Genomic DNA, 25,489 nt, shown 5'->3' on the forward strand with positions numbered 1-25,489 from the left:
TCGTTGCGTTTTTTTACGCTATCAGCAAACCGGTACTGCCACAGCGCCATGCGCTAAGCAGTAACGCAACCAATCCGCAAGGAACTGGTTAATCTGATGTTTTTCATCGCGCTGATGCAATTTTTTATTAGGATAATCATAGCGCGCTTTAAATCGGTAGATCTGTTTAGTGGAACACACTTCAGCGACCATCGCATCATGGTAGAGCCGCACAGACATAGAAGGCAGGCTCCAGTAACTCACCGCAGGCGCCACCTGACGCACTTCCACCAGCGTGGTGTAACGGGTCGATTCTTCGATGGTGAGCTGATAGCTGGCGCCATTCACCTGATAAATCACCGATGCGCCTGCCTCATCATTGCGTGGCAGCAGGCGACGCAGCTGGGCAAAATTGGTTTCGCACAGGCGCATCATTTCGGGAAAGTCAGGGGTGTAGCGCTGTTTCATTTTAGCTTCCACTCTTCTCGTAGTTTTTCATGGTGCAACGCCAGCCATTGCAAGGCGATGACAGATGCCGCGTTATCAATAATCCCCTCTTCCACCCAGCGATAAGCCTGTTCGCGGCTCACCACATGGACAAGAATATCCTCATTCTCTTCCTCCAGCCCGTGATTTCCCTCTGCCAGGCTGGCATCCACTTCGCCCACCAGCACCGACAAACGTTCAGACGTTCCGCCGGGGCTGGCTAAGTAATTCACTATCGGTTTGACGCGACCAACCTTGAGGCCAGCCTCTTCTACCGCCTCACGTCGTGCGACATCTTCTGGTGTTTCGCCAGGTTCGATGATGCCAGCCACCATTTCCAGCAGCCAGGGCGTTGGGCTGGAATCAAAAGCGGGAATGCGGATCTGTTCGATCAGCACCACTTCATCGCGTAAGGGATCATAGGGTAGCAGCACGGCGGCGTGTCCGCGCTCAAAAACTTCGCGCACCACTTCACCACTCATTTCGCCATTAAAACGACGGTGACGGAAACGGTAGCTGACGATGGAAAAAAAACCATCGTAACGCGTTTCGCGTGCAATAATTTCTACATCGTTTTTTGTGAAAGTCACAGGGGATTTTTTTGCACTCGCCATCGTCTGATTCCTTATGCAGATTGGGATGGAGCAAAGAAAAGCCAAGTCTACCGCTCCGTCCGAGTGGTTCTTTTTGAATTATTTACGTAAATTAGGGGAAGAAGGCACGTTCAGCCAACTTATCTCTGACGCCGCCTCTGTAGAATCGGCGATTATTTTTTTGGCTTACCTGCAGCACTACCAGTGCATTTTGCTGCAACAAAAGGAATGCAAATGAAAAAACTGCTCCCACTTTTTATTGGACTGAGCCTGGGCGGATTCAGCCTTGCCAGCCAGGCAGAAAACCTGTTGCAGGTCTATCAGCAGGCGCGCCTTAGCAACCCCGATCTGCGCTCCTCTGCCGCTAACCGCGACGCAGCATTTGAGAAAATCAATGAAGCGCGTAGTCCTTTATTGCCGCAGTTAGGCTTGGGCGCAGATTACACTTATAACAATGGCTACCGTGACAGCAGCGGACTTCATTCCAACACGACCAGCGCCTCTCTGCAATTAACTCAAACTATTTTCGATATGTCGAAATGGCGTGCGCTGTCGCTGCAGGAAAAACAAGCCGGTATTCAGGACGTCACTTATCAGGTTGCTCAGCAAGATCTGATTCTGAATAGTGCAACTGCCTATTTCAACGTGTTGAAGGCGATCGATACGCTTTCTTACACCGAAGCACAGAAACAGTCGATCTACCGCGAGTTGGATCAAACCACTCAGCGCTTCAACGTAGGTTTGGTCGCGATCACTGACGTGCAGAACGCCCGCGCACAGTATGACACCGTGCTGGCCAACGAAGTGACCGCACGTAACAACCTCGATAATGCTGTGGAATCGCTGCGTCAGATTACCGGTATGGATTATTTGTCGTTGGCTTCTCTGAATATCGATCGTTTCAAAACCGCGCGTCCAGATGCCGTTGCCAGCCTGCTGAAAGAAGCTGAGAGTCGTAACCTGACCTTGCTGTCTGCGCGTCTGAGCCAGGATCTGGCACGTGAGCAGATTCGTTCAGCTGAAACCGGCCACATGCCAACGCTGGACTTGACTGCGTCAACCGGTATGTCGAACAGCAAATATGGCGGCAGCCGCGCCAATCAGAGCGCCGGCAGCACCGACTCTATCACCGGTTCTAACCAGGTTGGTCTGAGCTTCACCATGCCACTGTACAGCGGTGGTTCGGTTACCTCCCAGGTAAAACAGGCGCAGTACAACTATGTCGCGGCCAGCGAGCAGCTGGAAGGCGCACATCGTAGCGCGGTTCAGACGGTGCGTTCATCATTCAATAACGTGAATGCCTCTATCAGCAGCATCGATGCTTACAAGCAGGCTGTGGTCTCTGCACAAAGCTCACTGGATGCGATGGAAGCGGGTTATCAAGTTGGTACGCGTACCATCGTTGATGTGCTGGATGCAACCACCACGCTGTTCAATGCTAAACAGCAGCTTTCTGATGCGCGTTATAGCTATCTGATTAACCAGCTGAATATCAAATATGCGCTGGGTACGCTGAACGAGCAGGATTTGCAGCAGCTGAACAGCACGCTGGGCAAAGAGATCACCACGACACCAGAAGTGGTGGCGCCGGAAAATAACCAGCAGGCCGCGCGTGTGGATAACGGTCCGAAAGCGTCATCGCCTTCAGCCGCCGCACAAGCCCGTCCAGCTGCCGCACGCAGCAGCGGAAATCCATTCGGTAATTAATTCCCCAAGGGGCCGCATGCGGCCCCTTTCGCATTCAATCGTATAGCTACGTAAAGATGCTTTCCCCATCTGGCTTCGCGCTTCATTTTCCACCGCTCATCCCCTATCCTTTACCGCACCTTTGGGCACAGGATGAAAATAATGAAACGGACGAAAAATATTCGCCATGCCGCTTTTCGTAAAAGCTGGCAGGCACGCCACTTAACGCCAGTCGCCTTTGCCGTTAGCGCAGTGTTTATGCTGGCAGGCTGCGAGCAGAGTGATGAGACGGTGTCGCTGTATCAAAACGCCGATGATTGCGCCAAAGCGAATCCAGGCCAGAGCGCGCAATGTACCACTGCGTATAACAACGCACAGAAAGAAGCTGAACGTACCGCGCCAAAATACGCCACGCGCGAAGATTGTGTGGCTGAGTTTGGTGAGAATCAGTGCCAGCAAACGCCTGCACAAGCGGGCGTGGGCACCACCGCTAATAATGCCGAAGCACAGCAAAGCGGCAGCTTCTGGATGCCATTGATGGCCGGTTACATGATGGGACGTATGATGAGCGGTGGCGCAGGATTTGCCCAGCAGCCGCTGTTCTCACCAAAAAATCCGAACAGCCCGGCAAACGGCAAATTTGTCGACGCGTCGGGTAAAAATTACGGCAATGCGACATCAGGTCGTACCATCAACGTGCCGAAAACAGCCATGGCGCCGAAACCTGCCACCACTTCCACCATCACGCGTGGCGGCTTTGGTGACAGCGTGGCAAAACAAAACACCATGCAGCGCAGCAGTGCCTCTGGCACCGGCAGCCGCTCGCTGGGAGGCTAAGCCGCAGCATGCAACGTATTGCAATCCCTGAACGTCCAGACTGGCGTGAAAAAGCAGCCGAGTATGGTTTCCAGTTTCACACCATGTATGGCGAACCTTACTGGTGTGAAGATGCTTACTACCAATTCACGCTAGCGCAGGTTGAACAGCTGGAAGATACCACCGCCGAGCTGCACCAGATGTGTTTGCAGGCGGTGGAGAAAGTGGTGAAAAGTGACGAGCTGCTCACCCGTTTCTGCATTCCTAAGCACACCTGGGATTTTGTGCGTGATTCCTGGAAGTTGCGCCAGCCGTCGCTCTATTCGCGCCTCGATCTGGCATGGGATGGCAAAGGTGACGCCAAGCTGCTGGAAAACAATGCCGACACGCCAACTTCGCTGTATGAAGCCGCCTTCTTTCAGTGGATTTGGCTGGAAGACCAGGTCAAAGCGGGCAACCTGCCGCAGGGCAGCGACCAGTTCAACAGCCTGCAAGAGAAGCTGATCGAGCGCTTCGCCACGCTGCATCAGCAGTTCGGTTTTAACTGGCTGCACTTCTCCTGCTGTCGTGATACCGAAGAAGATCGCGCCACGGTGCAATATCTGCAGGACTGCGCCACCGAAGCCGGATTGCCGAGCGAGTTTCTCTATATAGATGAGATTGGACTGGGTGAAAGAGGCCAGTTTACCGATGTAAACGATCAGGTCATCAGCAATCTGTTCAAGCTCTATCCGTGGGAATTCATGCTGCGCGAAGTGTTCTCCACCAAGCTGGCAGACGCGGGCGTGCGCTGGCTGGAACCGGCATGGAAAAGCATCATCTCTAATAAAGCGCTGTTACCGCTGCTGTGGGAAATGTTCCCCAATCATCCCAATTTGCTGCCCGCCTATTTTGCCGATGATAAGAACGCGCCGCAGATGGATAAATACGTGGTGAAACCGCTGTTTTCACGTGAAGGTGCCAATATTCGCATCATTGAGAACGGCCAGGAGATCGCGCGTGCGGATGGTCCGTATGGCGAAGAAGGCATGATTATTCAGCAGTTCTATCAGCTACCGAAATTTGGTGATAGCTATACCTTAATCGGTAGCTGGCTGATTGACGATCAACCTGCAGGTATTGGCATACGTGAAGATCGTGCATTGATCACTCAGGATCTGTCGCGTTTCTATCCGCATACTTTTATTGAGTAAACACTGCGCCGCCCGCAATCTTCGGGCGGCCACGCGAATTAACCAATCTGCACCGACATCATACTGATCGCGCCCATCTCCATGCCTTCTACGGGAATAGAGATCGCTTCATCAGCAGCACGCGCCCCAAGAATATAAAGCAGCGGTAAATAGTGTTCTGGCGTAGGGTTTGCAAGCTGTGCATCCGGATGCTGCATAAAGTTCACCAAGGGATGATCCGCTGCTTCGCCCTGGAAATCCAGATTCTCACGTACAAAATGGTCAAAACTCTCCGCCCACGGATACGCGGTTTCCGCCCCCTGCCAGCGCAGCATACGCAGATTGTGCACCACATTACCGCTAGCCACGATCATCACACCTTCATCTCGCAATGACGCCAGCTTTTGCCCCAATGCATAGTGCCATTCGGCAGGTTTAGTACCGTCGATACTCAATTGCACAACCGGAATGTCGGCCTCGGGATACATTTTTGCCAGCACGCCCCACGAACCATGATCAAAACCCCACTCCTGATCGGCATGAACGGCGACTGGCGCGAGCAGATCAATCATTTGCTGGGCCAGCTCTGGCGATCCCGGCGCGGGATAACGCACATCAAACAGCGCCTGCGGGAAGCCGCCGAAATCATGGATGGTGCGCGGATTACTCATCGCCGTTACTGCCGTGCCGCGTGTGTACCAGTGCGCCGAAACCGCGAGAATCGCGCGTGGGCGTGGCAGCGTTGCACCCAAATGCTGCCAGGTTTGGGTATAACGATTATCTTCCAAGACGTTCATCGGGCTGCCGTGACCAAGGAATAGCGCAGGCATGCGTGTAGTGCTCATGTTTCATCCTCTGACGAAGTGTCGCTTTACTAACTGCTACGATACGCGCTTTTGCAGAGGGATTAACGCTGATAAGCATGATGATCTCATTCAGGAAATTTGAATGACATTTCACAAGAAAATTAGAGATAAGATGAGTCTCAATATTTTGTGCACTCCTTTTACATTTCAGTGATATAGCCCGCACATAAGACCGAGCGAGACTGGTCTTGTTACATACATTGAATCGGCTTCTTACACTCCACTCGGTTTTGGAAATATGAGCAGTGGAATGTATGTTAATTCAGGGAGCAATATTGTGCCTGGCGATGAATATCTACCATGAAGCGCGTGGCGAACCGATTAAAGGACAAATAGCGGTTGGCACGGTGACCATGAACCGGGCCAATTGGGATGTCAAAGAGATCTGTCCTGTGGTGTACGCACCTAAACAGTTCTCCTGGACGTCTCTCAAAAAGAATCCTTATCGTTATCCACCCAAGGAAGATAAAAGCTGGCAGCGCGCCAGAGAGTTGGCAAAAAAGATTGTTGAAGGGGAATTACAGGACGTAACCAAAGGCGCAACGTTCTTCCATGCGCACCACGTTAAACCGGCCTGGCGCCATGCTTTTGAACGTACCGTGGTGATTGGTAATCATGTGTTTTATGCCAATCGCTAAAACAAAAAAAGAGACCGGATAGATCACTATCCGGCCTCTTTCTTCTACATCAATTCAGTTAGCTGGCGTGACGCGTCTCACGCTGACGGCGATACGCCACCAGGTCTTCAATGGTGACGACCGGCATATCGTGTTGCTTAGCAAACACGATCGCTTCAGGCGCATGCGCCATGCTGCCATCATCATTGGTCAATTCGCACAATACGCCCGCAGGTTTAAATCCTGCCAGCGTCACCAGATCGATAGTCGCTTCGGTATGTCCACCACGAGACAGAACTCCGCCTTCACGCGCGCGCAGCGGGAAGACATGGCCCGGACGGTTAAGGTCTGACGGCTTAGCGCCATCAGCGACTGCAGCGCGAATGGTGGTAATACGATCGGCAGCAGAAACGCCGGTGGTGACACCGCTTGCGGCTTCAATCGTCACCGTAAAACCGGTGCCGTAAGCGCTGGTGTTGGTTTCCACCATCATTGGCAGCTCAAGCTGCTGACGGCGTTCTTCGGTGATGCAGAGGCACACAATACCGCTGCCGTGACGGATGGTTAATGCCATCTGTTCAACGGTCATGGTTTCTGCCGGGAAGATCATGTCACCTTCGTTTTCACGATTTTCATCGTCGAGCACCATTACACCGCGGCCGTTGCGCAGCGCATCAATGGCGCGCTCTACACGCTGTTCAGGCGTGCCAAATTCAGAAAGAAGCGTCTGATTCATGGTAAAAAAACCTTATAAAATATGAGTTACCAGAACCAGGGCGTGCTTAGGAGTGCGTACAAAACACATGGCAAAAACGTGACGCGGGCAAAGCCCGGCTGATGTCGTTACCCTCTCCCATCCGGACTCTAACCGTCGGCTCCGGAATTACACCGGATCTGCTGACCTTTCACATTGCTGTCAAAGCGCTCGCGGGCTTTCAGCTGAAGCTGATTTACCGCCGGTGGGGAATTTCGCCCCGCCCTGAGAATAAGCGAACAAACTATAACGCCAATCATCTGGACGGGCAATCGACAAAAGTGCAAATGCTTTTGCATTTCCTGCGTTGCGGATTTCAGGTTTAACCTTTTCGTTTGAGGCATTACACTTAATAGCTATTGAGTCCGAACACGCGCAGCTATCGGCCACCGTAACCAGGAAATAATCATGATCGACACGAAAAAAATTGAACAACTGGCTCGCCAGGTACATGAAGCTATGCCGAAAGGGATTCGCGATTTTGGCGATGATGTCGAAAAGAAAATCCGTCAGGTATTACAGGCGCAGTTGACGCGCATGGACCTGGTTAACCGTGAAGAGTTTGATGTGCAGACGCAGGTTCTGCTGCGTACGCGTGAGAAATTAGCTGCGCTGGAGCAGCGTTTGGCGAAGTTGGAAAGTGAAAGTCCAGCAGCACCCGCGCCGGCGATCATCACGCCAGATCCTGCTGGGAAAATCGATACTCCGCAGTAAGCTAATCGGCGGGAGCATAACTCCCGCCGATTTACACTTAATGACTGCGAATCGTTTTGATGATGTTGCTGGTTGAGATGCCATCTTCGAAGTTAAGCACGCGCACGTCACCGCCGTTCGCCCACACCTCTTTGCTTCCCGCGATATCTTCTGGCTTGTAGTCGCCGCCTTTTACCAGCAGATCCGGCAGTACGCCAGCAATCAGACGCTGTGGCGTGTCTTCTTCAAACAGTACAACCCAATCCACCGCTTCCAGCGCACCCAGCACAATCATGCGATTTTCTTGCGGATTGACCGGACGCGTTTCGCCTTTCAGACGTTTAGTCGAGGCATCACTGTTAACGGCCACAATCAGGCGATCGCCCAGCTTGCGCGCATTCGCCAGATAAGAAACATGGCCAGCGTGCAGGATGTCAAACACACCGTTGGTCATCACCACTTTCTCACCGCGCTGACGCGCCAGCGCAACAGCGGCTTTAAGCTCCGCTTCGGTCATCACACCAAATCCCGTTTCCGGACGAGCATGAATGGCATTTTCCAGCTCAACCGTGCTGACAGTTGAAGTACCCAGCTTGCCAACGACGACGCCTGCAGCAGCATTAGCAAGGAAACAGGCTTCTTCCAGGCTGTCACCCGCCGCCAGCACCGCGGCCAGCACGCCAATTACGGTATCGCCCGCACCGGTCACGTCATACACTTCCTGCGCCTGCGTAGGCAGATGCAGCGGTTCTTTGCCCGGCTGCAGCAGCGTCATACCGTTCTCTGAACGGGTGACCAGCAGCGCGGAGAGCTCATAATCAGCGATTAACTGCATGCCACGGCTGACAATCTCTTCCACGGTTTTGCATTTACCTACTACCGCTTCGAATTCAGACAAATTCGGCGTTAACAGTGTCGCACCGCGATAACGTTCAAAATCAGTGCCTTTGGGATCAATCAGCACCGGCACATTAGCTTCACGCGCCAATTGAATCATAGTCTGCACGCTGTTCAGCGCGCCTTTAGCGTAGTCAGATAACACCAGCGCACCCGCTTGCGTCAGCGATTGACGCATACGATCGTGAATCGGCTGCGGATCAATCTGCTCAAAACCCTCTTCGAAATCGAGGCGAATCAGCTGCTGATTGCGCGACAGCACGCGCAGCTTGGTGATGGTTGGATGACTTTGCACCGCAACAAAATCACAGTCGACATTGACCTTTTGCAGGGTTTCACTCAATACGCGCGCGGCATCATCGGCGCCCGTCAAGCCAATCAGCCGTGATGCTGCACCGAGCGCAGCAATGTTCATGGCGACGTTTGCCGCTCCGCCTGGACGCTCTTCAATGGTATCCACTTTTACCACCGGCACCGGCGCTTCCGGGGAAATACGGCTGGTTGGGCCATACCAATAGCGATCTAACATTACATCGCCGACGACCAGCACAGTGGCCTTGCCAAAAGTGGGCAGTGTTACTTTCATTCAGAGACTCCAACACGGTCAAAATAATGCGCGGGATATTACCACATAAGCCATCAGGCTCACTGTTCCACGCTGTCAGATTCGGTGCCGCTTAACCAACGCTGCCAACTGTTGTTGACCACCGCGCGCTCAGCGACAAAGGCTTCAGCAGCCACATGGCCCGGCAATTCCTGCAGCGCCAGATGGTGCAGCGCATCACGTAACGTGACGTAAGCATGCGTTAAAGCCTGCGCCTCTTCATCCGGCATAATGCCGTGACGCGCCATTAACTCGAAAATGCGGACGTTATCCGACCAGCGCGTCAACGCTGGCTGATGGGCCGCGTAGCCTAAGACAAGATATTGCGCGATGAATTCAATATCGGTGATACCGCCCTCATCGGTCTTAATTTCCCAGCGACCTTTGTGTTTATTGCTGAGATGCGCACGCATTTTTTCACGCATTTCGCGCACTTCTTTTTGCAACGTCTCGACTTCACGCGGCAGGCAAAGAATGCCACGCCGAATTTCATCAAAGCGTTCACATAGCGCAGGTTCGCCAAACACAATGCGCGCGCGCACCAGCGCCTGATGCTCCCAGGTCCACGCCTCGCTGCGCTGGTATTCGTTGAAAGCGGCAAAAGTACTGACCAGCATGCCCGCCGCGCCAGAAGGACGCAGACGCGCATCCACTTCATACAAAATGCCGGACGACGTGCGCGTGCTAAACAGATGCATCACACGCTGCGCCAGGCGCAGATAGAACTGACGACCATCAATGACCCGCTCGCCATCGGTTTCTGCATCATCAGGACAATCATGCAGGAACACCAAATCAAGATCAGAGCTATAACCCAGCTCCCAACCACCGAGCTTGCCGTAACCGACAACCGCAAAACCGCGCTCGTTGTCGCTGGTGAGATGCGATGGGCGACCATAGCGCTGCACCATCATCTGCCAGGCTTGCTGTACCACCGATTCGATAATCGCTTCTGCCAGCCAGGTTAAATGATCACTCACTTTCATCACGGGCAGCGTTTCAGCAATATCGGCAGCGGCGATGCGCAGATGCTGCGCCTGTTTAAACTGGCGTAATGCTTCCAGTTGCTGCTCTTCATCATCGGTAGGAATACGCAGCAGATATTGGCGCAGTTCGTCACGATAAGCGTCGGTCGCGGTGGGTTGATACAGCGTTGCGGGATCGAGTAGCTCATCCAGCAGCAGCGGATAGCGCGCCAGCTGGCTGGCAACCATCGGTGATGCGGCACACAGCCGAATCAGATGACGCAGCGCGCCATGATATTCGGTAAGTAATTCCAGATAAGTGCTGCGCGTCAGCACGCCCAGCAACAGCGGTGTCAGGCGGTTCAGCAGCACATCCGCATCTTCGCGCGGGCAGACTTCACTGAGCAGACGCGGCATCAACTGATCAAGCGCCAGACGACCGCGCGGACCAATGGTGCGGCGGCTCACATCCTGACGGAAGTTGTTCAACGCGTTGTAAAGCGCGTGACGCTGCGCATCGTCCAGCTGCGGCACAACCGGGACGAGATCACTCTCTTCCAGTGCGTCCTGCCACAAACCAGCAAATTCAGCCAACTGCGGCTGGTCGTCGACATCCGGCGCATCGTCGCCAATCAGCTCATCAAAGATGGCGCGCACACCGGCCATTTGCAGCTCTAGCTGCGTCATCAGTGCGCTCCAGTCTGTCGCGCCCATCGCCCAGGCTAAGCGCTGGCGGTCGAGTTCGTTCTCTGGCAGCGTTTGCGTTTGCTCGTCATTAATACTTTGCAGTAGGTTTTCCAGCCGACGCAGGAATAGATAGGCTTCACGCAAATGCTCGATCTGTTTTTGACTTAACAAAGCCAGCTCGCCAATCGCTTCAAGCGTAGGGAGTAAGGAACGCAGCTGTAGTGAGCGCTCACGTCCACCGCGAATTAGCTGGAAGACCTGCACAATGAATTCTGTTTCACGAATGCCCCCGGCACCGAGCTTGATATTGTCTTTCAAGCCGCGTCGACGCACTTCGCGCGCGATCATGCCCTTCATGTTTCGCAGCGATTGAATCACGCTGAAATCGATATAACGTCGATAAACGAAAGGCCGCAGCATTTGCTGCAATTCCTGGCTCCAGTGGCCATGATCGTCGCCCATCAGGCGGGCTTTAACCATCGCATAGCGTTCCCAGTCGCGGCCCTGCTCCTGATAATAGTCTTCCAGTGCTGCAAAGCTCAGCACCAGCGGACCGCTATCACCGAACGGGCGCAGACGCATATCCACGCGATAGACAAACCCATCCACCGTTGGCTGATCGAGCACTTTGATCAGCCGCTGCCCCATGCGCGTGAAGAATTGCGCATTGTCGAGCTCGCGCCGTCCACCTTGCGTAACGCCGTTTTCCGGCCAGGCAAAAATCAGATCGATATCAGAAGAGAAATTGAGTTCACAGCCGCCGAGTTTACCCATACCAAGAATCAACATCGGCTGAGCTTCACCGGCTTCATTGCATGGCGTACCGAAATCACGGCTGCAATCCTGCCAAACCCAGTCGCGTGCGGCAGCGATGAGTATTTCCGCCAGCGTACTGAGTTGCTGCAAACTTTGTTCGGTAGTGGCGTGTTGCAGCGCCTGCATCCAGGCGATGCGCACCAGCATGTGGCGACGGAACAAACGCAGTTCCCGCATCAGGGAGGTTTCGTTATCAACGGCTTGCAGCGCATCCTTCAGCCAGCTGGCATAGTGCTGCCACTCATCTGGCGCAGGCGCTTGCTGTTGCAGATGCTGCCACCATTCGGGATGCTGCTGCAGGTTATCGAGGATAAAGTCACTAAAAGTCAGCGCGCCCGCCTGTTCTGGCGTAAACGCTGAGGGTGGCAAATTAAGTCGCTCTGCCACATTAGCCAACTGCGCCTGCATTAGCGCCGGTAACGGTAACAACATCTTCTCTCCCTGATTGGATTTTTCGTTAGCGTTTGATTCCGCTATTGAGCCAGAACGGCGATGGTTTAATCGCCAGATTCACCAGCTGCATTAAGCCGTGATTCTGTTTGACGCGAATAGCGTGCTGTAACTCCAGCCAGCCCTCCAGCCAAACATTCACCTCTTCCGCCGGATAAGCACCCGCCAGCAGGTTCACCGCCAGCAGCTGGCGATTCAGGCGCGTCGCTTTATCCTGAAACTCATTGAACAGTTGCACGTCAACAAAGGTTTCACGGAGATCGGCTGAGATGCGGCTCAGCATAATGTCGCTGAAGCGCTTGAACGATCCCTGCAGCTTGCTTTTGCTCTTGTCGTCGAGCCAGTTTTGCCACTGAGACTCCACCAGCCAGTGAGTAAGCGCTAACTGGGCTTCAACGGAGGTCAACGAGAAACACGTGGTTTCTGCATTATTCTCTTCATCGGCCAGCAACTCTTCCTGACGGGTTAATTTCTGGCGCAGATCGCTGCTGGCCTTGCGAGGCACCAACGCGCCAAACAGTGAGAACGCCTGACGCAGCGTTTCCAGCGCATCAATCACCGCCGCTTTGGCCTCTTTATTACCACGCAGCCACACTTCTTCATGGTATTGCCAATGATTCAGTGCCGCCGTCATCGCGTTAATCATGCCCTGCTCAACCGACGCTTTCGCGGCGATTTTCTGCAACGGCAACGTACGGATTGGACGCGGTAAATTACCCTGCGCCAGCTGGTAGCCGCGCGCGGCTTTGCTCAGGCTGCCGAGACGCAAGCCACCCATCGCAACCAGCGCTTCAGCGAATTTCAGCATGTCATCGCGCTGCCCACTTTTGAGCTCCAGCTCAACTTCATAAAGCGGTTCGCTGAATTCACCGGCAGCCACTTCGCCGCGGTCAAACGCCACTTCAATTTCGCTGTCGCCAAATTGCACCAGCCAGGCTTCGCGCTGGAAATGGGTACTGAACAGCGGCTGCAGGCGCGATTGCAGTGCGGCGATATCGGTGTCCTGCGGCCAGATCTCAGCCGGCAGGCGCGCGATATCCAGCTGCGGCTCGGTGAGATCGACATTATATTCAGGACGCTGATGCAGGCCGCCGACGGTTTTACCGGCGGCTTTTAGTGTCATTTCATAGCGTTGGTCAACGCCACGAATACGTAGGCCCATGTCCCAACGACGCAATTGGTTGTCGTCGGTTTCATAATAGATATTGGTCAGCTCGCGCGCGGCGAAGTGCTGATGTGGCCACGCGGCAAGCTTTTCAGCCAGTTTTTCGGCGGCTTGCGGTGTAGCAATGAACTTTAATTCGATTTCGATGGTCATAATTTTTTATTCAATACGCTGCTGGCACTTACGAGTTTAATCTGGCGAAGAGTAATGCACCGGAAGCCCGCTGTCTCCGCTTTCTTGTGCTTTTACGACCCTTTTCGCACCGGATTGAGACCAGGATAGTTCTCATTCAGATTTTTGAGAAGCGTCTCCAGACTGTGCCGGTAATTTTACGCCATTAAGAAAAAACGACATCGAATGAAAAAAATCACACTTGCTGCCCTTTCTTTGCTGGCTTTCAGCGCCATCACGCCTGCTCATGCTGCTGACGAAAAGCGTTACATCTCCGATGAATTGTCCACTTGGGTGCGCAGCGGTCCGGGCGATCAATATCGCCTGATCGGTAAGCTGAACGCCGGAGAGGAAGTCACCTTGCTGCAGACCAACAACGATTCTCAATATGGTCAGATTCGTGATGCAGAAGGCAAAACCAACTGGATTCCACTGTCGCAGCTGAGCGCCAATCCAAGCCTGCGTACCCGCGTACCGCAGCTGGAGCAGCAGGTTAAAGACCTGACGGCCAAGCTGGCGAATATTGATAACAGCTGGAATCAGCGCACGTCCGAGATGCAAAACAAAGTCGCCAACAGCGACGGCACCATTGATGGCCTGAAAGCCGAGAATCAGAAGCTGAAAAATGAGCTGATTGTCGCGCAGAAGAAAGTGAGTGCCGCCAACGTACAGCTGGATGACAAGCAGCGCACCATCATCATGCAGTGGTTTATGTATGGTGGCGGCGTGTTGGGCGTTGGTCTGCTGTTGGGTCTGTTGCTGCCGCATATGGTGCCGCGCCGCAAGAAAAACGATCGCTGGATGAACTAACGCGCCACGCAGATTTGTTCTTTTATTTAAGGGGATCGTAAGATGCCCTTTTTGGCGTGCCCGATATTTAGCCAAAGTATGCAACAATAAAGTAACAAGCGTGTTCAGCACGCAATTTCTGATTTGCCTCTGGAGTGGTTGAGTGAAGACGTTTCTGGTCGGTGGCGCAGTGCGCGATGCCTTACTGCGTTTGCCGGTAAAAGATAGAGATTGGGTGGTTGTTGGCGCGACGCCAGATTCGATGCTGGCAGAAGGTTATCAGCAGGTTGGCCGGGATTTTCCGGTTTTTTTGCATCCGCGCAGCCGTGAAGAGTATGCGCTGGCGCGTACGGAACGCAAAAGCGGCAACGGTTACACCGGTTTTGTGACGCAGTTCGCGCCGGATGTCACGCTCGAGCAAGATCTACAGCGCCGCGATCTCACCATCAATGCCATCGCCCAAAGCGACAGCGGCGAGCTGATTGATCCTTATGGCGGTCAGCGCGATTTGGCACAACGCCAGCTGCGCCACGTTTCCGCCGCCTTTAACGAAGATCCGCTGCGCGTATTACGCGTGGCGCGTTTCGCCGCCCGCTTTGCCCATCTAAATTTCCGTATTGCCAATGAAACCCAGGCGCTGATGAGTGAAATGGCGATCAGCGGCGAACTGGCGCATCTCACCGCAGAACGCGTGTGGAAAGAGACGGAAAAAGCGTTGCTGACGCGCAATCCACAGGTCTATTTCCAGGTGCTGCGTGATTGCGGCGCGCTGCAGGTGCTGTTCCCGGAAATCGATAACCTGTATGGCATTCCGGCACCGATCAAATGGCATCCTGAAATTGATACCGGCATCCATGCGCTGATGACGCTGGCGATGTCCGCCGCGCTCTCGGATCAACTTGATGTGCGTTTCGCTACGCTGTTTCACGATGTCGGTAAAGCGCTGACGCCACCGGAAAAATGGCCGAGCCATCATGGTCATGGCCTCGCGGGCGTGCCGATTGTTGAAGCGCTTTGCCAGCGCCTGCGCGTGCCGAATCAGGTGCGTGATTTGGCGTTAGTGGTGACCGAATTCCATGACGTGGTGCACACCATTGAACGCCAGCCGGCTGACGCATTAATCGCGCTTTTTGATCGTATCGATGCCTGGCGCAAGCCCGATCGCGTGGAGAAAATGGCGCTGACCAGCGAAGCGGATGCGCGCGGGCGGGCGGGTCTGGAAAGCATGGCTTATCCGCAAGGCGACTATTTGCGTCTGGCGTTTGCGCTGGCGCAAGCGGTACCCACCAAAGATGTGGTTGCAGCAGGCTTTAAAGGGGCAGAAGTGCGGGAAGAGTTGACGCGTCGGCGTGTTGCGGTGCTGCAGGCGGAATTGATTAACGCGCGGCCAGTGTAACCGGCCGCGCGGGCTGACTTACATAAAGATGGCGTAAACCACGGCCGCAACAATGAAGCGGTAGATAGCGAAAGAGACAAACGAAATACGCTTGATCAGCTCAAGGAACACTTTGATCGCCAGCAGCGCCACAACGAAGGCGGTGACAAAACCGACGGCAAACATCGGGAAATCCTGCATTGTCAGGAAGCCGAGGCTCTTGTAGAGATCCAGTCCGGTTGCACCAATCATCATCGGCACCGCCAGAATGAACGAGAACTCCGACGCCGCATAACGGCTCACGCCCATCAGCATACCGCCAGAAATCGTCGCACCTGAGCGCGAGAAGCCCGGCCACAGCGCCAGACACTGGAAGCAGCCAATCATAAACGCTTGCAGATAAGTGATATCGTCAACGCCAACTGCTTTAGGTTGCTTAGGCTTGAAGTATTCCGCCACCAGCAGCAGCACACCGCCGACTACCAGCGCATACATCACGTTGATCGGGTTAAACAGCGTTTTGATTTGGTCGTGCAGCAGCAAACCAATCACCACCGCCGGCACCATGCCCAACAGAATATGAATCAGCGTCAATCGACCTGTACCAACACCTTCATGTTTGACCTCACCGAAGTGAATGCCGATCAAACCAAACAGGCGGCGCCAGAACATCACGACCACTGCGAGGATGGAACCGAGTTGAATCACAACTTCGAAGGTTTCAGCGGTCTGGCCTTCAAAACCCAACAGATGACCAACAATTATCATGTGGCCCGTGGAAGAGACCGGCAGGAATTCCGTGAGGCCTTCTACAACCCCCAGGATTGCAGCTACCCAAAGCTGGTGAATGTCTGCCATCAAAATATTTCCTCTATCCGTTTTAAACAGTAAAAAGGCGGTCGCAAAGGGCTACCGCCTGAAATTATGCCTGCGTCACGCTGAAGGAAACCTTAAGAAATTCGGTAACTTCCTGCTCGTTAGCGCAACGGCCTCAAGTGAGACACACCATAATTTGGTTTGGTTTCATTGTGATGGCAATCACGGAAGTTTTATTTCGGAATAGTCCCGCGCTCAATACGCACGCCAACGCTGGCCGCCTGGGCTACAGCGCCCGGTTTACCTACCTTTATACGTACTCCGGGGGTTTTGAAACGATTCATCAACAGATCGGCGATTTCTTCTGCCACCCTTTCAACCAGGGCAAAACGCTGACCTTGCAGATGATTGAGGATCACTTCGGTGACATCGGCGTAGCTCAGGCAATCATTCACATCGTCGCTGGCCGCGGCCTGACGGTTGTCCCACGCCATTTCGACATCGAGCACCAGCTTCTGCTGCATGCCCTGTTCCCAGTCGTAAACGCCAATAGTCGTGAACACGGTAAGCTGCTCGATAAATACGATATCCATGATGTCAGTCTCTGTTTTTGGCTAAGCCGGATACCACTTCCGGCGGATTATGCGTATTATCCACGCTTATCGAGAACAAAACGACCCAAAAGGAACGGTACGAGGCTATGAGTGCTATCGCGCTTGGTATGATTATTTTCGCGTATCTTTGCGGCTCGATTTCCAGTGCGATACTGGTCTGTAAACTGGCTGGTTTACCCGATCCGCGTTCGCAAGGCTCAGGCAATCCTGGCGCGACCAACGTTTTACGCATTGGTGGCAAAGCCGCCGCTGCCGCAGTGCTGATCTTCGATGTGGCAAAAGGCATGCTGCCGGTGTGGATCGCTTATCTGCTGCACGTTGCCCCGCTCTATCTTGGCCTCACGGCGATTGCCGCCTGTCTGGGCCACATCTATCCGGTGTTCTTTCGTTTTCGCGGCGGTAAAGGCGTGGCGACCGCCTTTGGTGCGATTGCGCCGATTGGCTGGGATTTGACGGGATTAATGACCGGCACCTGGCTGCTGACGGTGCTGCTGAGCGGCTATTCATCGCTCGGCGCGATTGTCAGCGCGCTGATTGCACCGTTTTATGTGTGGTGGTTCAAACCGCAATTCACTTTCCCCGTTTCGATGCTCTCGTGCCTGATTCTGTTACGGCACCACGACAACATCCAGCGCCTGTGGCGCGGTCAGGAAAATAAGATCTGGAAGCGGAAAAAGAAGAAATAAAAAAACCGGCACGAGGCCGGTTTTTTCGTTTTAGATGGCGGGTAATTCAGACAGCGGCCAGCGCGGACGCACACTGACGCCGAGCCCACCACTGGTGCCGCCTTTGAGGCGCACCATGCCAGCGTAAGCAATCATCGCGCCGTTATCAGTACAAAACTCAGGGCGTGCATAAAACACTTCGCCGCCACGCTTTTGCATCATCTCAGCCATGCGCTCCCGCAGCGTGCGGTTCGCGCTGACGCCACCCGCAATCACCAAGCGTTTGAAGCCGGTTTGCTCGAGCGCGCGTTTGCATTTAATCATTAAGGTATCAACCACCGCGTCTTCAAACGCACGGGCAATATCCGCGCGGGCTTGCTCGTCGCCCTGATGCTCGCGAATGGTGTTCGCTGCAAAGGTTTTCAGGCCGGAGAAGCTAAAATCCAGCCCCGGACGATCGGTCATTGGCCGTGGGAAGCGGAAACGGTTTGGTGTGCCCTGCTGCGCCATACGCGACAGCATCGGTCCGCCGGGATAATCCAGCCCCAGCAGCTTGGCAGTTTTATCAAACGCTTCGCCTGCCGCATCGTCAATCGATTCGCCCAGTAAGGTGTATTCACCAATTCCGGTCACGCTGATCAATTGTGTATGTCCGCCGGAAACCAGCAGCGCAACAAACGGGAATTCCGGCGGATTTTCTTCCAACATTGGCGCCAGAAGATGCCCTTCCATGTGATGCACCGGCACCGCCGGCACATTCCAGGCGAACGCCAGCGCACGACCAATGGTGGCGCCAACCAGCAGCGCGCCCACCAATCCGGGTCCGGCAGTGTAGGCAACGCCATCAATCTGTTGTGGTTCAAGGCCTGCTTCTTTCAGTGCCGCCTGAATCAGCGGCACGGTTTTACGGACGTGGTCACGCGATGCCAGTTCCGGCACCACTCCGCCGTAATCGGCATGCAGTTTCACCTGGCTATATAGTTGATTTGCCAGCAGACCGGACGCATCGTCATAGATCGCGATGCCGGTTTCATCGCAGGACGTTTCAATACCCAGAACTCGCATAGCTTTTATCACCCTCTTCGTGCGGCGCGCAGTGTAACACAGGCAATTCTCACGCCAGAGACTTTGCCCCTGAAAAAGTGTTTTTCTGTCGCACAAAGAGTGCGCTATACTCCACGGCCTGAAAAAACCGGCAGCCGCGATGGCATTTGCCCCTGTTGGTTCTAAATTATACATGGTGCTTTACAAGTCGGCCGCGGCTGGAGTAAAATGCTGCACCATTTTGAAATGTGCTGGCGCCGCAGTCAGCAGCAAAAACCGAATTTTATCGAGGTAAGAGTTACATGCCGGTAATTAAAGTACGTGAAAACGAGCCGTTCGACGTAGCACTGCGTCGCTTCAAGCGTTCATGCGAGAAAGCAGGTGTTTTGGCAGAAGTTCGTAGCCGTGAGTTCTACGAGAAGCCTACCACTGAGCGTAAGCGCGCTAAAGCATCTGCAGTTAAGCGTCATGCCAAGAAACTGGCTCGCGAAAACGCACGCCGCACTCGTCTGTACTAATTTCTTGCGGAAGCTTGCTTCCGCCGCGTGATAAACGCAGACAGAGTCAAGTAAAAGGCCGTGCTTTCCGAAAGGAAGCGCGGCTTGTTGTCGTTTATGAGCTGAAAAATCGGGGCTTATGGCTGGACGAATTCCACGCATATTTATCAACGACTTACTTGCCCGCACGGACATCGTGGATATTATCGATGCCCGCGTTAAGCTGAAAAAGCAGGGTAAGAACTATCACGCGTGCTGTCCTTTCCATAACGAGAAAACCCCCTCTTTCACCGTAAGCGGTGAGAAGCAGTTTTATTACTGCTTCGGCTGTGGCGCCAAAGGTAACGCCATCGACTTCCTGATGAATCACGATCGTCTGGAATTTGTTGAGAGCGTTGAGGAGCTGGCCACGCTTCATGGCTTAGAAGTGCCATATGAAGCGGGCAATGGTCCTAGCCAGATGGAGCGCCATCAACGTCAAAGTCTTTATCAGTTGCTGGATGGCCTGAACGGCTTCTATCAACAGAGCCTGCGTAATCCACAAGCGCAATCTGCACAGAATTATCTCGCCACGCGTGGTCTTAGTCAGGAAGTGATCGATCACTTCGCTATCGGCTATGCGCCTGCCGGTTGGGATAATGCTCTGAAGCGCTTTGGGCAGCAGAAAGACGATCGCGAATCACTGATGGAAGCGGGCATGTTGGTCAGCAATGACTCAGGCCGCACCTACGATCGCTTCCGCGATCGCGTGATGTTCCCTATTCGCGATAAGCGTGGCCGCGTGATTGGTTTTGGTGGCCGCGTGCTGGGCAACGATACGCCGAAGTATCTGAACTCGCCTGAAACGCCGATTTTCCATAAAGGCCGCCAGTTATACGGACTTTATGAAGCGCAGAAAAATCATCCGCAACCCACGCGTTTGCTGGTTGTCGAAGGTTATATGGACGTGGTGGCGCTGGCGCAATTTGGCATCGATTATGCCGTTGCATCGCTGGGCACCTCGACCACCGCTGAACACGTTCAGCTGCTTTACCGCTCAACGGATACCGTGATTTGCTGTTACGACGGCGACCGCGCCGGACGTGAAGCAGCATGGCGTACGCTCGAAACCGCATTGCCTTACATGAATGATGGACGTCAGCTACGCTTTATGTTTTTGCCCGATGGAGAAGATCCGGACACGCTGGTACGCAAAGAGGGCAAAGAAGCCTTTGAAGCGCGGATGGAGCAGGCTACACCGCTCTCCACGTTTCTGTTCGACAGCCTGATGCCGCAAGTGGATTTGAGTACACGCGATGGCAAAACCAAGCTGGCGACACTGGCGTTACCGCTGATCAGTCAGATTCCCGGTGAAACGCTGCGCATTTACATGCGTCAAACGTTGGGTAATAAACTCGGGATTCTTGACGATAACCAGTTAGACAAGCTGATGCCGAAGCTGGCGGAAAGCGGAGTGCTGCCAACTGCCCCACCGTTGAAGCGCACCACCATGCGCGTATTGATCGCGTTATTAGTGCAGAATCCGCAATTTGCCTCCATCGTGCCTACACTGGATGGACTGGAGCAGTCAAAAATGGCGGGTTTACCGCTATTTGTGGAGTTAGTCAGTCGTTGTACAGAGAATCCTGGCCTGACCACCGGACAGCTACTAGAGTTATATCGCGGAACAAATTTTAGCCAGCCCCTTGAAACACTGGCCACCTGGAACCACATGATAGTGGATGAAGAGGCGGAGGAAGTGTTCCAGGATTCACTGGCAAGTATTTACGATTCCGCGCTCGAACAGCGCCTTGAAGCGCTTATCGCACGCGAGCGAACGGAAGGCTTAAGTGCCATCGAACGCCGCGAGTTCTGGGCTCTAAGCCAGGCATTAGCGAAAAAATAAGATTTTAACTGGGTCAGAACCGCAAGTAGGTTAAAAACGGCATTCTGGCGCAGTGATTTCCGGATTTATAGACGCGATAAGCGAAGCCGGAAACATCAACATATTAGGGCTGTTGGCCTTGAAGCCAGGCCCGGAAAGAACACAAGCGGCTTAAGTGCCGATTATAGATGGGCTTCAGCCCTGGCCGCGATGTAGGCAGCGGCAAAAACACAACGCCTTCACTGTTATTGTTGGCTTTCGCCGCCGACCGACACCAATCTAATTAACAGAAGTGTGGATACCGTCTTATGGAGCAAAACCCGCAGTCACAGCTTAAGCTACTTGTCACCCGTGGTAAGGAGCAAGGCTATTTGACCTATGCTGAGGTCAATGACCATCTGCCGGAAGATATCGTCGACTCCGATCAGATCGAAGACATCATCCAGATGATTAACGACATGGGTATTCAGGTTGTTGAAGAAGCGCCTGATGCTGATGATCTGATACTGAATGAAAACAGCTCCGATACTGACGAAGATGCCGCAGAAGCCGCCGCTCAGGTTTTATCCAGTGTTGAATCTGAAATTGGCCGTACCACCGACCCGGTGCGCATGTACATGCGCGAAATGGGTACCGTTGAACTGCTGACGCGCGAAGGCGAAATTGACATCGCTAAGCGCATCGAAGACGGTATCAACCAGGTCCAATGCTCTGTAGCCGAATATCCGGAAGCGATCACCTATCTGCTCGATCAGTACGATCGCGTAGAAGCGGGCGATGCTCGCCTGTCTGACTTGATCATCGGTTTCATCGATCCGAACGCTGAAGAAGATATCGCGCCGACCGCCACCAACGTCGGTTCTGAGTTATCGCAGGAAGACCGTGATGACGACGAAGAAGAAGATGAAGACGATGACGACAGCTCTGATGACGATAACTCAATCGATCCAGAACTGGCTCGCGAGAAGTTTGGCGACCTGCGCACGCAGTACGAAACCACGCGTACCGTCATCAAAGCCAAAGGCCGCAGCCATGCTGACGCCGTAGCCGAAATCCAGAACCTCTCTGAAGTGTTCAAGCAGTTCCGCCTGGTACCGAAGCAGTTCGACTACCTGGTAAACAATATGCGTGAAATGATGGAGCGCGTGCGTACGCAAGAGCGCCTGATCATGAAGCTGTGTATTGAACTGTGCAAAATGCCGAAGAAAAACTTCATCACGCTGTTTACCGGCAACGAAACCAACCCAAGCTGGTTCAAAGCCGCGCTGGCGATGAACAAGCCGTGGTCTGAGAAGCTGCTGGAAGTTGAAGATGATGTGAATCGTTCGCTGTACAAACTGCAGCAGATCGAAGAAGAAACCGGCTTGACCATCGAGCAGGTGAAGGACATCAACCGTCGCATGTCTATCGGCGAAGCGAAAGCGCGTCGTGCGAAGAAAGAGATGGTTGAAGCAAACTTACGTCTGGTTATTTCTATCGCCAAGAAATACACCAACCGTGGTCTGCAGTTCCTCGATCTGATTCAGGAAGGCAACATCGGTCTGATGAAAGCCGTTGATAAGTTTGAATACCGTCGTGGTTATAAGTTCTCAACTTACGCCACATGGTGGATTCGTCAGGCTATCACCCGTTCTATCGCTGACCAGGCGCGCACCATCCGTATTCCGGTGCATATGATTGAGACCATCAACAAACTCAACCGTATTTCGCGTCAGATGCTGCAGGAAATGGGCCGCGAACCGACGCCGGAAGAGCTGGCTGAACGTATGCTGATGCCTGAAGATAAGATCCGCAAGGTGCTGAAAATTGCTAAAGAGCCAATCTCTATGGAGACGCCGATTGGTGATGATGAAGATTCGCATCTGGGCGATTTTATCGAAGACACCACGCTGGAACTGCCGCTGGATTCCGCTACCTCGGAAAGCCTGCGCTCAGCGACTCACGACGTGCTGGCTGGCCTAACCGCGCGTGAAGCGAAAGTTCTGCGTATGCGTTTCGGTATCGATATGAACACCGACCACACGCTGGAAGAGGTTGGCAAACAGTTTGATGTAACGCGTGAGCGTATTCGTCAGATCGAAGCCAAGGCGCTGCGTAAACTGCGTCACCCAAGCCGCTCAGAAGTACTGCGTAGCTTCCTCGACGATTAATCTTTGTCGAGACGAAAAAACCCCGGCTTGCCGGGGTTTTTTATTACCTGAAGAGTCACTCTATCAAGCATTACTTTGCAGCCAATCATGCAGTTGACGATAGGATGCGGCCATCTCTTCCAGCGTCGCACGATTTAACCCGCTCGGATTAGGCAGCACCCACAAACGCGTTTCACCCAGCGTTTGCGGCTGCTCGCCCCACTCAACTTTGCGCTGACGAAATGCTTTCTGGAAGGCATCTTTGCCCAACACCGCCAAGGCACGCGGTTGATAGTGCAAAATCTTTTGCTGCAAGCGTGAACCACCATCGCGTAATTCATCGCCGTCCAACTCGTTAGCCTGCACCGTCGGACGCTCCACCAGCATGGTAATGCCACAGCCGGTTTCCAGCAGCCGCTGCTCCTGCTCGGGCTTGAGTAACTCGCGCGTAAAGCCGGCCTGATAAATCACCTTCCAGAAACGATTGCCGGGATGGGCGAAGTGAAATCCAGTGTGCGCCGACGACTTGCCCGGATTGATGCCACAAAACAGCACCTGTAAATCAGGCGCGATGATGTCGCGGATATCGTGCTCGCTCATGCCATCTCCAGTCCGGCGCGTTGTTTTACCGATCGACGACTGCTCGCCAGCATAGTGCGCGCTTCCTCGTCGTCCGGACAAGCTCGTGCCATTGCCACCGAACCAACCATCTCAGCCAACATGGTGGTCGCCGCGTCATCCGCATGCGGATGATTAAGCTCGCGTAGCGTCAACGCCAAACGCTGCCGCATCGCTTCACGTCGCTGTGAAAATAACGTACGTGCCTCGACGGGTAAATGCGCCATCTCACTCACCAGCGCAGGCAGCGGACAGCCTTCACCCGGCGTGTTGCAATGCTGCTCGGATAAATAGCTATCAACCAGCTGATTCAGTCGTTCAGCGGGATCGTTAATTGAGGTGATATCCGCAAAGCGTCGCGCTGAATCGGCAAACATCTCAGCGATCACCGCTTGTACCAGATCTTCGCGGGAGGCGAAATGGGCATAAAATCCGCCGTGCGTTAAACCGACGCGCTTCATCAGCGCCGCTACGCCAATGCTTTCAGTGCCGTTCTCGCGCATCACCACCGAGGCTTCATCCAGAATGCGCTGTCGTGTACGCGCTTTATGGCTCAGCTTTTCCATCTTCATTGACTCCGACATCGTTGATGGCAATCAGTGTAATTATTACAACCATCATATTCTAGCTTGACGACAAATATTATGATCGTCATATTAAATATCGTAAATATGATAACCATCATTTAGAGGAACACACCATGTCACAACAACTGGCTTTAATCACCGGCGCATCAAGCGGAATTGGCGCGACTTATGCGAAACAACTGGCAGCACGTGGCACAAACCTGATTCTAGTGGCACGCGATGAAGCCAGGCTCAATCTGTTGGCACAATCGCTGCGTGAAGCGCATGGCGTTGAAGTCAGCGTGCTGGCTGCCGACCTCACCAACCACGATGATTTGCTAAGAGTTGATCGCGAAATCCAGCAAAACAAAGCGATTACGCTGCTGGTAAACAATGCTGGTATGACTGTCGAAGGCGAATTCATTGACGGTGATATCGCGAAAATACAAACCATGCTGACGTTAAATATCGTTGCGCTAACACAGCTGGCCCACAGTGCTGCACAGGCATTTCGTGCACGTCGCAATGGCACGATTGTGAATATTGCTTCGGTGCTAGCGTTAGTGAGTGAATCAGCCAATGGCGCATACAACGCCAGCAAAGCGTATGTGCTTTCCCTGACTCGTAATCTTCACCGAGAATTAGCCGAAAGCGGTGTGCGTATGCAGGCTGTGTTGCCAGGCTTAACGCGCACTGAGATCTTTGAGCGTGCAGGAAAATCCATTAATGACCTTCCCGCAGAGATGCTGATGGAAGTGGATGATTTAGTCTCGGCAGCGCTGCGTGGACTTGATGCGGGCGAGCTGGTGACGATCCCATCCGTGGAAGATGTGCAGCTTTGGCAGAACTACGAAGAGGCACGCATCGCCATATTGCCCTTCATCTCGCTCAACAAGCCTGCAACGCGCTATTTATAGTATCGACAAACTTTCGAATGAGCCTGGTCTCAAAAAACGCTGATGATTGGGCGCTTAATAAGCGATAGAGCGTGGGATAGTAGAATTTTCTTTTTGAGATCAAAGAGTCAGCCATTGCTGTAATTTTCACCATCCAAATGGTGAACTCTGGATCACCCCAACAAGATACTCTATAATC

Annotated in this window: 25 protein-coding genes and 1 riboswitch; of the genes, 13 read left to right on the forward strand and 12 right to left on the reverse strand. The window is 53.5% G+C overall.

The window, feature by feature from the left end:
* Positions 1-21: 21 nt before the first annotated feature.
* Entirely contained in the window at positions 22-447 is a 426-nt protein-coding gene (locus tag VIJ98_RS17050) for a DUF1249 family protein (RefSeq protein WP_008103400.1), read from the reverse strand.
* A complete protein-coding gene (gene nudF, locus VIJ98_RS17055; protein WP_008103402.1) occupies positions 444-1,079 on the reverse strand; it encodes an ADP-ribose diphosphatase in 636 nt (211 codons plus the stop codon). Before nudF ends, VIJ98_RS17050 begins: the two co-directional genes overlap by 4 nt.
* A gap of 25 nt (positions 1,080-1,104) precedes the next feature.
* Between nudF and VIJ98_RS17060 the strand changes: the two genes are divergently transcribed.
* The 4 genes from VIJ98_RS17060 (at position 1,105) to VIJ98_RS17075 (ending at position 4,753) form a co-directional block, all read left to right on the forward strand.
* Complete coding sequence (locus VIJ98_RS17060) at positions 1,105-1,296, forward strand: hypothetical protein (protein WP_225614418.1); 192 nt, start codon at positions 1,105-1,107, stop codon at positions 1,294-1,296.
* Positions 1,293-2,765, forward strand: a complete 1,473-nt coding sequence (gene tolC / locus VIJ98_RS17065) for an outer membrane channel protein TolC (RefSeq protein ID WP_061720468.1) — start codon at positions 1,293-1,295, stop codon at positions 2,763-2,765. Before VIJ98_RS17060 ends, tolC begins: the two co-directional genes overlap by 4 nt.
* A 141-nt stretch (positions 2,766-2,906) precedes the next feature.
* Positions 2,907-3,581, forward strand: a complete 675-nt coding sequence (locus VIJ98_RS17070) for a DUF1190 family protein (RefSeq protein WP_008103408.1) — start codon at positions 2,907-2,909, stop codon at positions 3,579-3,581.
* An 8-nt stretch (positions 3,582-3,589) separates the two neighbouring features.
* Positions 3,590-4,753 (forward strand): glutathionylspermidine synthase family protein, encoded by a 1,164-nt coding sequence (locus VIJ98_RS17075; protein WP_154155075.1) that lies wholly within the window; start codon positions 3,590-3,592, stop codon positions 4,751-4,753.
* A gap of 38 nt (positions 4,754-4,791) precedes the next feature.
* Here the strand turns inward: VIJ98_RS17075 and ygiD are convergent, their stop codons facing one another.
* Positions 4,792-5,577, reverse strand: coding sequence for a 4,5-DOPA dioxygenase extradiol (ygiD, locus tag VIJ98_RS17080; RefSeq protein ID WP_154155072.1), 786 nt, complete (start codon positions 5,575-5,577; stop codon positions 4,792-4,794).
* 275 nt (positions 5,578-5,852) lie between these two features.
* On the opposite strand from ygiD, the gene VIJ98_RS17085 reads away from it, so the two are divergent.
* Entirely contained in the window at positions 5,853-6,236 is a 384-nt protein-coding gene (locus tag VIJ98_RS17085) for a cell wall hydrolase (RefSeq protein ID WP_008103414.1), read from the forward strand.
* A 58-nt stretch (positions 6,237-6,294) separates the two neighbouring features.
* Here VIJ98_RS17085 and ribB read toward each other — a convergent pair whose 3' ends face one another.
* The gene (gene ribB / locus VIJ98_RS17090) at positions 6,295-6,951 is read right to left on the reverse strand and encodes a 3,4-dihydroxy-2-butanone-4-phosphate synthase (RefSeq protein ID WP_008103416.1); all 657 of its coding nucleotides are present in this window, start codon (positions 6,949-6,951) and stop codon (positions 6,295-6,297) included.
* Between the two features lie 105 nt (positions 6,952-7,056).
* Positions 7,057-7,206, reverse strand: a riboswitch (FMN riboswitch).
* A 171-nt stretch (positions 7,207-7,377) separates the two neighbouring features.
* Here ribB and ubiK point away from each other — a divergent pair.
* Positions 7,378-7,683: a ubiquinone biosynthesis accessory factor UbiK gene (gene ubiK, locus VIJ98_RS17095; RefSeq protein WP_008103418.1), complete on the forward strand. Its 306-nt coding sequence runs from the start codon at positions 7,378-7,380 to the stop codon at positions 7,681-7,683.
* A gap of 37 nt (positions 7,684-7,720) precedes the next feature.
* On the opposite strand, the gene hldE is transcribed toward ubiK, so the two are convergent.
* The 3 genes from hldE to VIJ98_RS17110 are packed head-to-tail and all read right to left on the reverse strand — an operon-like array spanning position 7,721 to position 13,399.
* Positions 7,721-9,145, reverse strand: coding sequence for a bifunctional D-glycero-beta-D-manno-heptose-7-phosphate kinase/D-glycero-beta-D-manno-heptose 1-phosphate adenylyltransferase HldE (hldE, locus tag VIJ98_RS17100; RefSeq protein ID WP_008103420.1), 1,425 nt, complete (start codon positions 9,143-9,145; stop codon positions 7,721-7,723).
* A 59-nt stretch (positions 9,146-9,204) separates the two neighbouring features.
* A complete protein-coding gene (glnE, locus tag VIJ98_RS17105) occupies positions 9,205-12,063 on the reverse strand; it encodes a bifunctional [glutamate--ammonia ligase]-adenylyl-L-tyrosine phosphorylase/[glutamate--ammonia-ligase] adenylyltransferase (RefSeq protein WP_323275183.1) in 2,859 nt (952 codons plus the stop codon).
* A gap of 25 nt (positions 12,064-12,088) precedes the next feature.
* On the reverse strand, positions 12,089-13,399 hold the full coding sequence (locus tag VIJ98_RS17110; RefSeq protein ID WP_323275185.1) for an inorganic triphosphatase: 1,311 nt from the start codon (positions 13,397-13,399) through the stop codon (positions 12,089-12,091).
* A 204-nt stretch (positions 13,400-13,603) separates the two neighbouring features.
* Between VIJ98_RS17110 and VIJ98_RS17115 the strand changes: the two genes are divergently transcribed.
* Together VIJ98_RS17115 and VIJ98_RS17120 are read left to right on the forward strand one after the other, a co-directional pair.
* On the forward strand, positions 13,604-14,227 hold the full coding sequence (locus tag VIJ98_RS17115) for a TIGR04211 family SH3 domain-containing protein (RefSeq protein ID WP_008103426.1): 624 nt from the start codon (positions 13,604-13,606) through the stop codon (positions 14,225-14,227).
* A gap of 142 nt (positions 14,228-14,369) precedes the next feature.
* The gene (locus tag VIJ98_RS17120; RefSeq protein WP_323275187.1) at positions 14,370-15,602 is read left to right on the forward strand and encodes a multifunctional CCA addition/repair protein; all 1,233 of its coding nucleotides are present in this window, start codon (positions 14,370-14,372) and stop codon (positions 15,600-15,602) included.
* An 18-nt stretch (positions 15,603-15,620) separates the two neighbouring features.
* On the opposite strand, the gene bacA is transcribed toward VIJ98_RS17120, so the two are convergent.
* Together bacA and folB are read right to left on the reverse strand one after the other, a co-directional pair.
* Positions 15,621-16,439 carry an undecaprenyl-diphosphate phosphatase gene (bacA, locus tag VIJ98_RS17125; RefSeq protein ID WP_008103429.1) on the reverse strand — a complete coding sequence of 273 codons (819 nt, stop codon included), beginning with the start codon at positions 16,437-16,439 and terminating at the stop codon, positions 15,621-15,623.
* 191 nt (positions 16,440-16,630) lie between these two features.
* Positions 16,631-16,990: a bifunctional dihydroneopterin aldolase/7,8-dihydroneopterin epimerase gene (folB, locus tag VIJ98_RS17130; protein ID WP_008103431.1), complete on the reverse strand. Its 360-nt coding sequence runs from the start codon at positions 16,988-16,990 to the stop codon at positions 16,631-16,633.
* A 107-nt stretch (positions 16,991-17,097) separates the two neighbouring features.
* Here folB and plsY point away from each other — a divergent pair, with 107 nt between their 5' ends.
* Positions 17,098-17,697 (forward strand): glycerol-3-phosphate 1-O-acyltransferase PlsY, encoded by a 600-nt coding sequence (plsY, locus tag VIJ98_RS17135; protein WP_061720459.1) that lies wholly within the window; start codon positions 17,098-17,100, stop codon positions 17,695-17,697.
* A gap of 30 nt (positions 17,698-17,727) precedes the next feature.
* On the opposite strand, the gene tsaD is transcribed toward plsY, so the two are convergent.
* Entirely contained in the window at positions 17,728-18,741 is a 1,014-nt protein-coding gene (gene tsaD / locus VIJ98_RS17140) for a tRNA (adenosine(37)-N6)-threonylcarbamoyltransferase complex transferase subunit TsaD (RefSeq protein WP_061720458.1), read from the reverse strand.
* A 281-nt stretch (positions 18,742-19,022) separates the two neighbouring features.
* Between tsaD and rpsU the strand changes: the two genes are divergently transcribed.
* From rpsU to rpoD, 3 genes are all read left to right on the forward strand, one after another.
* Positions 19,023-19,238 (forward strand): 30S ribosomal protein S21, encoded by a 216-nt coding sequence (gene rpsU / locus VIJ98_RS17145; protein WP_008103436.1) that lies wholly within the window; start codon positions 19,023-19,025, stop codon positions 19,236-19,238.
* 118 nt (positions 19,239-19,356) lie between these two features.
* Entirely contained in the window at positions 19,357-21,102 is a 1,746-nt protein-coding gene (gene dnaG, locus VIJ98_RS17150) for a DNA primase (protein WP_008103438.1), read from the forward strand.
* Positions 21,103-21,389: 287 nt separating this feature from the next.
* Positions 21,390-23,231, forward strand: a complete 1,842-nt coding sequence (gene rpoD, locus VIJ98_RS17155) for an RNA polymerase sigma factor RpoD (RefSeq protein WP_008103440.1) — start codon at positions 21,390-21,392, stop codon at positions 23,229-23,231.
* Between the two features lie 63 nt (positions 23,232-23,294).
* Here the strand turns inward: rpoD and mug are convergent, their stop codons facing one another.
* Together mug and VIJ98_RS17165 are read right to left on the reverse strand one after the other, a co-directional pair.
* Positions 23,295-23,810, reverse strand: a complete 516-nt coding sequence (gene mug / locus VIJ98_RS17160; protein WP_110867320.1) for a G/U mismatch-specific DNA glycosylase — start codon at positions 23,808-23,810, stop codon at positions 23,295-23,297.
* Entirely contained in the window at positions 23,807-24,394 is a 588-nt protein-coding gene (locus tag VIJ98_RS17165; RefSeq protein ID WP_323275862.1) for a TetR/AcrR family transcriptional regulator, read from the reverse strand. The genes mug and VIJ98_RS17165 overlap by 4 nt, the downstream gene beginning before the upstream one ends.
* Positions 24,395-24,528: 134 nt before the next feature.
* On the opposite strand from VIJ98_RS17165, the gene VIJ98_RS17170 reads away from it, so the two are divergent.
* Positions 24,529-25,311 carry an SDR family oxidoreductase gene (locus VIJ98_RS17170; protein WP_323275193.1) on the forward strand — a complete coding sequence of 261 codons (783 nt, stop codon included), beginning with the start codon at positions 24,529-24,531 and terminating at the stop codon, positions 25,309-25,311.
* Positions 25,312-25,489: the final 178 nt, after the last annotated feature.

This window comes from Pantoea sp. S18, assembly GCF_045689705.1.
Taxonomy (GTDB): Bacteria; Pseudomonadota; Gammaproteobacteria; order Enterobacterales; family Enterobacteriaceae; genus Pantoea; species Pantoea symbiotica.

What these genes read in the sequence shown, in the direction of transcription:
- VIJ98_RS17050 (WP_008103400.1), bottom strand. Translation starts at nt 447, where the DNA reads ATGAAACAGCGCTACACCCCTGACTTTCCCGAAATGATGCGCCTGTGC.
- nudF (WP_008103402.1), bottom strand. Translation starts at nt 1,079, where the DNA reads ATGGCGAGTGCAAAAAAATCCCCTGTGACTTTCACAAAAAACGATGTA.
- VIJ98_RS17060 (WP_225614418.1), top strand. Translation starts at nt 1,105, where the DNA reads ATGGAGCAAAGAAAAGCCAAGTCTACCGCTCCGTCCGAGTGGTTCTTT.
- tolC (WP_061720468.1), top strand. Translation starts at nt 1,293, where the DNA reads ATGAAAAAACTGCTCCCACTTTTTATTGGACTGAGCCTGGGCGGATTC.
- VIJ98_RS17070 (WP_008103408.1), top strand. Translation starts at nt 2,907, where the DNA reads ATGAAACGGACGAAAAATATTCGCCATGCCGCTTTTCGTAAAAGCTGG.
- VIJ98_RS17075 (WP_154155075.1), top strand. Translation starts at nt 3,590, where the DNA reads ATGCAACGTATTGCAATCCCTGAACGTCCAGACTGGCGTGAAAAAGCA.
- ygiD (WP_154155072.1), bottom strand. Translation starts at nt 5,577, where the DNA reads ATGAGCACTACACGCATGCCTGCGCTATTCCTTGGTCACGGCAGCCCG.
- VIJ98_RS17085 (WP_008103414.1), top strand. Translation starts at nt 5,853, where the DNA reads ATGTTAATTCAGGGAGCAATATTGTGCCTGGCGATGAATATCTACCAT.
- ribB (WP_008103416.1), bottom strand. Translation starts at nt 6,951, where the DNA reads ATGAATCAGACGCTTCTTTCTGAATTTGGCACGCCTGAACAGCGTGTA.
- ubiK (WP_008103418.1), top strand. Translation starts at nt 7,378, where the DNA reads ATGATCGACACGAAAAAAATTGAACAACTGGCTCGCCAGGTACATGAA.
- hldE (WP_008103420.1), bottom strand. Translation starts at nt 9,145, where the DNA reads ATGAAAGTAACACTGCCCACTTTTGGCAAGGCCACTGTGCTGGTCGTC.
- glnE (WP_323275183.1), bottom strand. Translation starts at nt 12,063, where the DNA reads ATGTTGTTACCGTTACCGGCGCTAATGCAGGCGCAGTTGGCTAATGTG.
- VIJ98_RS17110 (WP_323275185.1), bottom strand. Translation starts at nt 13,399, where the DNA reads ATGACCATCGAAATCGAATTAAAGTTCATTGCTACACCGCAAGCCGCC.
- VIJ98_RS17115 (WP_008103426.1), top strand. Translation starts at nt 13,604, where the DNA reads ATGAAAAAAATCACACTTGCTGCCCTTTCTTTGCTGGCTTTCAGCGCC.
- bacA (WP_008103429.1), bottom strand. Translation starts at nt 16,439, where the DNA reads ATGGCAGACATTCACCAGCTTTGGGTAGCTGCAATCCTGGGGGTTGTA.
- folB (WP_008103431.1), bottom strand. Translation starts at nt 16,990, where the DNA reads ATGGATATCGTATTTATCGAGCAGCTTACCGTGTTCACGACTATTGGC.
- plsY (WP_061720459.1), top strand. Translation starts at nt 17,098, where the DNA reads ATGAGTGCTATCGCGCTTGGTATGATTATTTTCGCGTATCTTTGCGGC.
- tsaD (WP_061720458.1), bottom strand. Translation starts at nt 18,741, where the DNA reads ATGCGAGTTCTGGGTATTGAAACGTCCTGCGATGAAACCGGCATCGCG.
- rpsU (WP_008103436.1), top strand. Translation starts at nt 19,023, where the DNA reads ATGCCGGTAATTAAAGTACGTGAAAACGAGCCGTTCGACGTAGCACTG.
- dnaG (WP_008103438.1), top strand. Translation starts at nt 19,357, where the DNA reads ATGGCTGGACGAATTCCACGCATATTTATCAACGACTTACTTGCCCGC.
- rpoD (WP_008103440.1), top strand. Translation starts at nt 21,390, where the DNA reads ATGGAGCAAAACCCGCAGTCACAGCTTAAGCTACTTGTCACCCGTGGT.
- mug (WP_110867320.1), bottom strand. Translation starts at nt 23,810, where the DNA reads ATGAGCGAGCACGATATCCGCGACATCATCGCGCCTGATTTACAGGTG.
- VIJ98_RS17165 (WP_323275862.1), bottom strand. Translation starts at nt 24,394, where the DNA reads ATGGAAAAGCTGAGCCATAAAGCGCGTACACGACAGCGCATTCTGGAT.
- VIJ98_RS17170 (WP_323275193.1), top strand. Translation starts at nt 24,529, where the DNA reads ATGTCACAACAACTGGCTTTAATCACCGGCGCATCAAGCGGAATTGGC.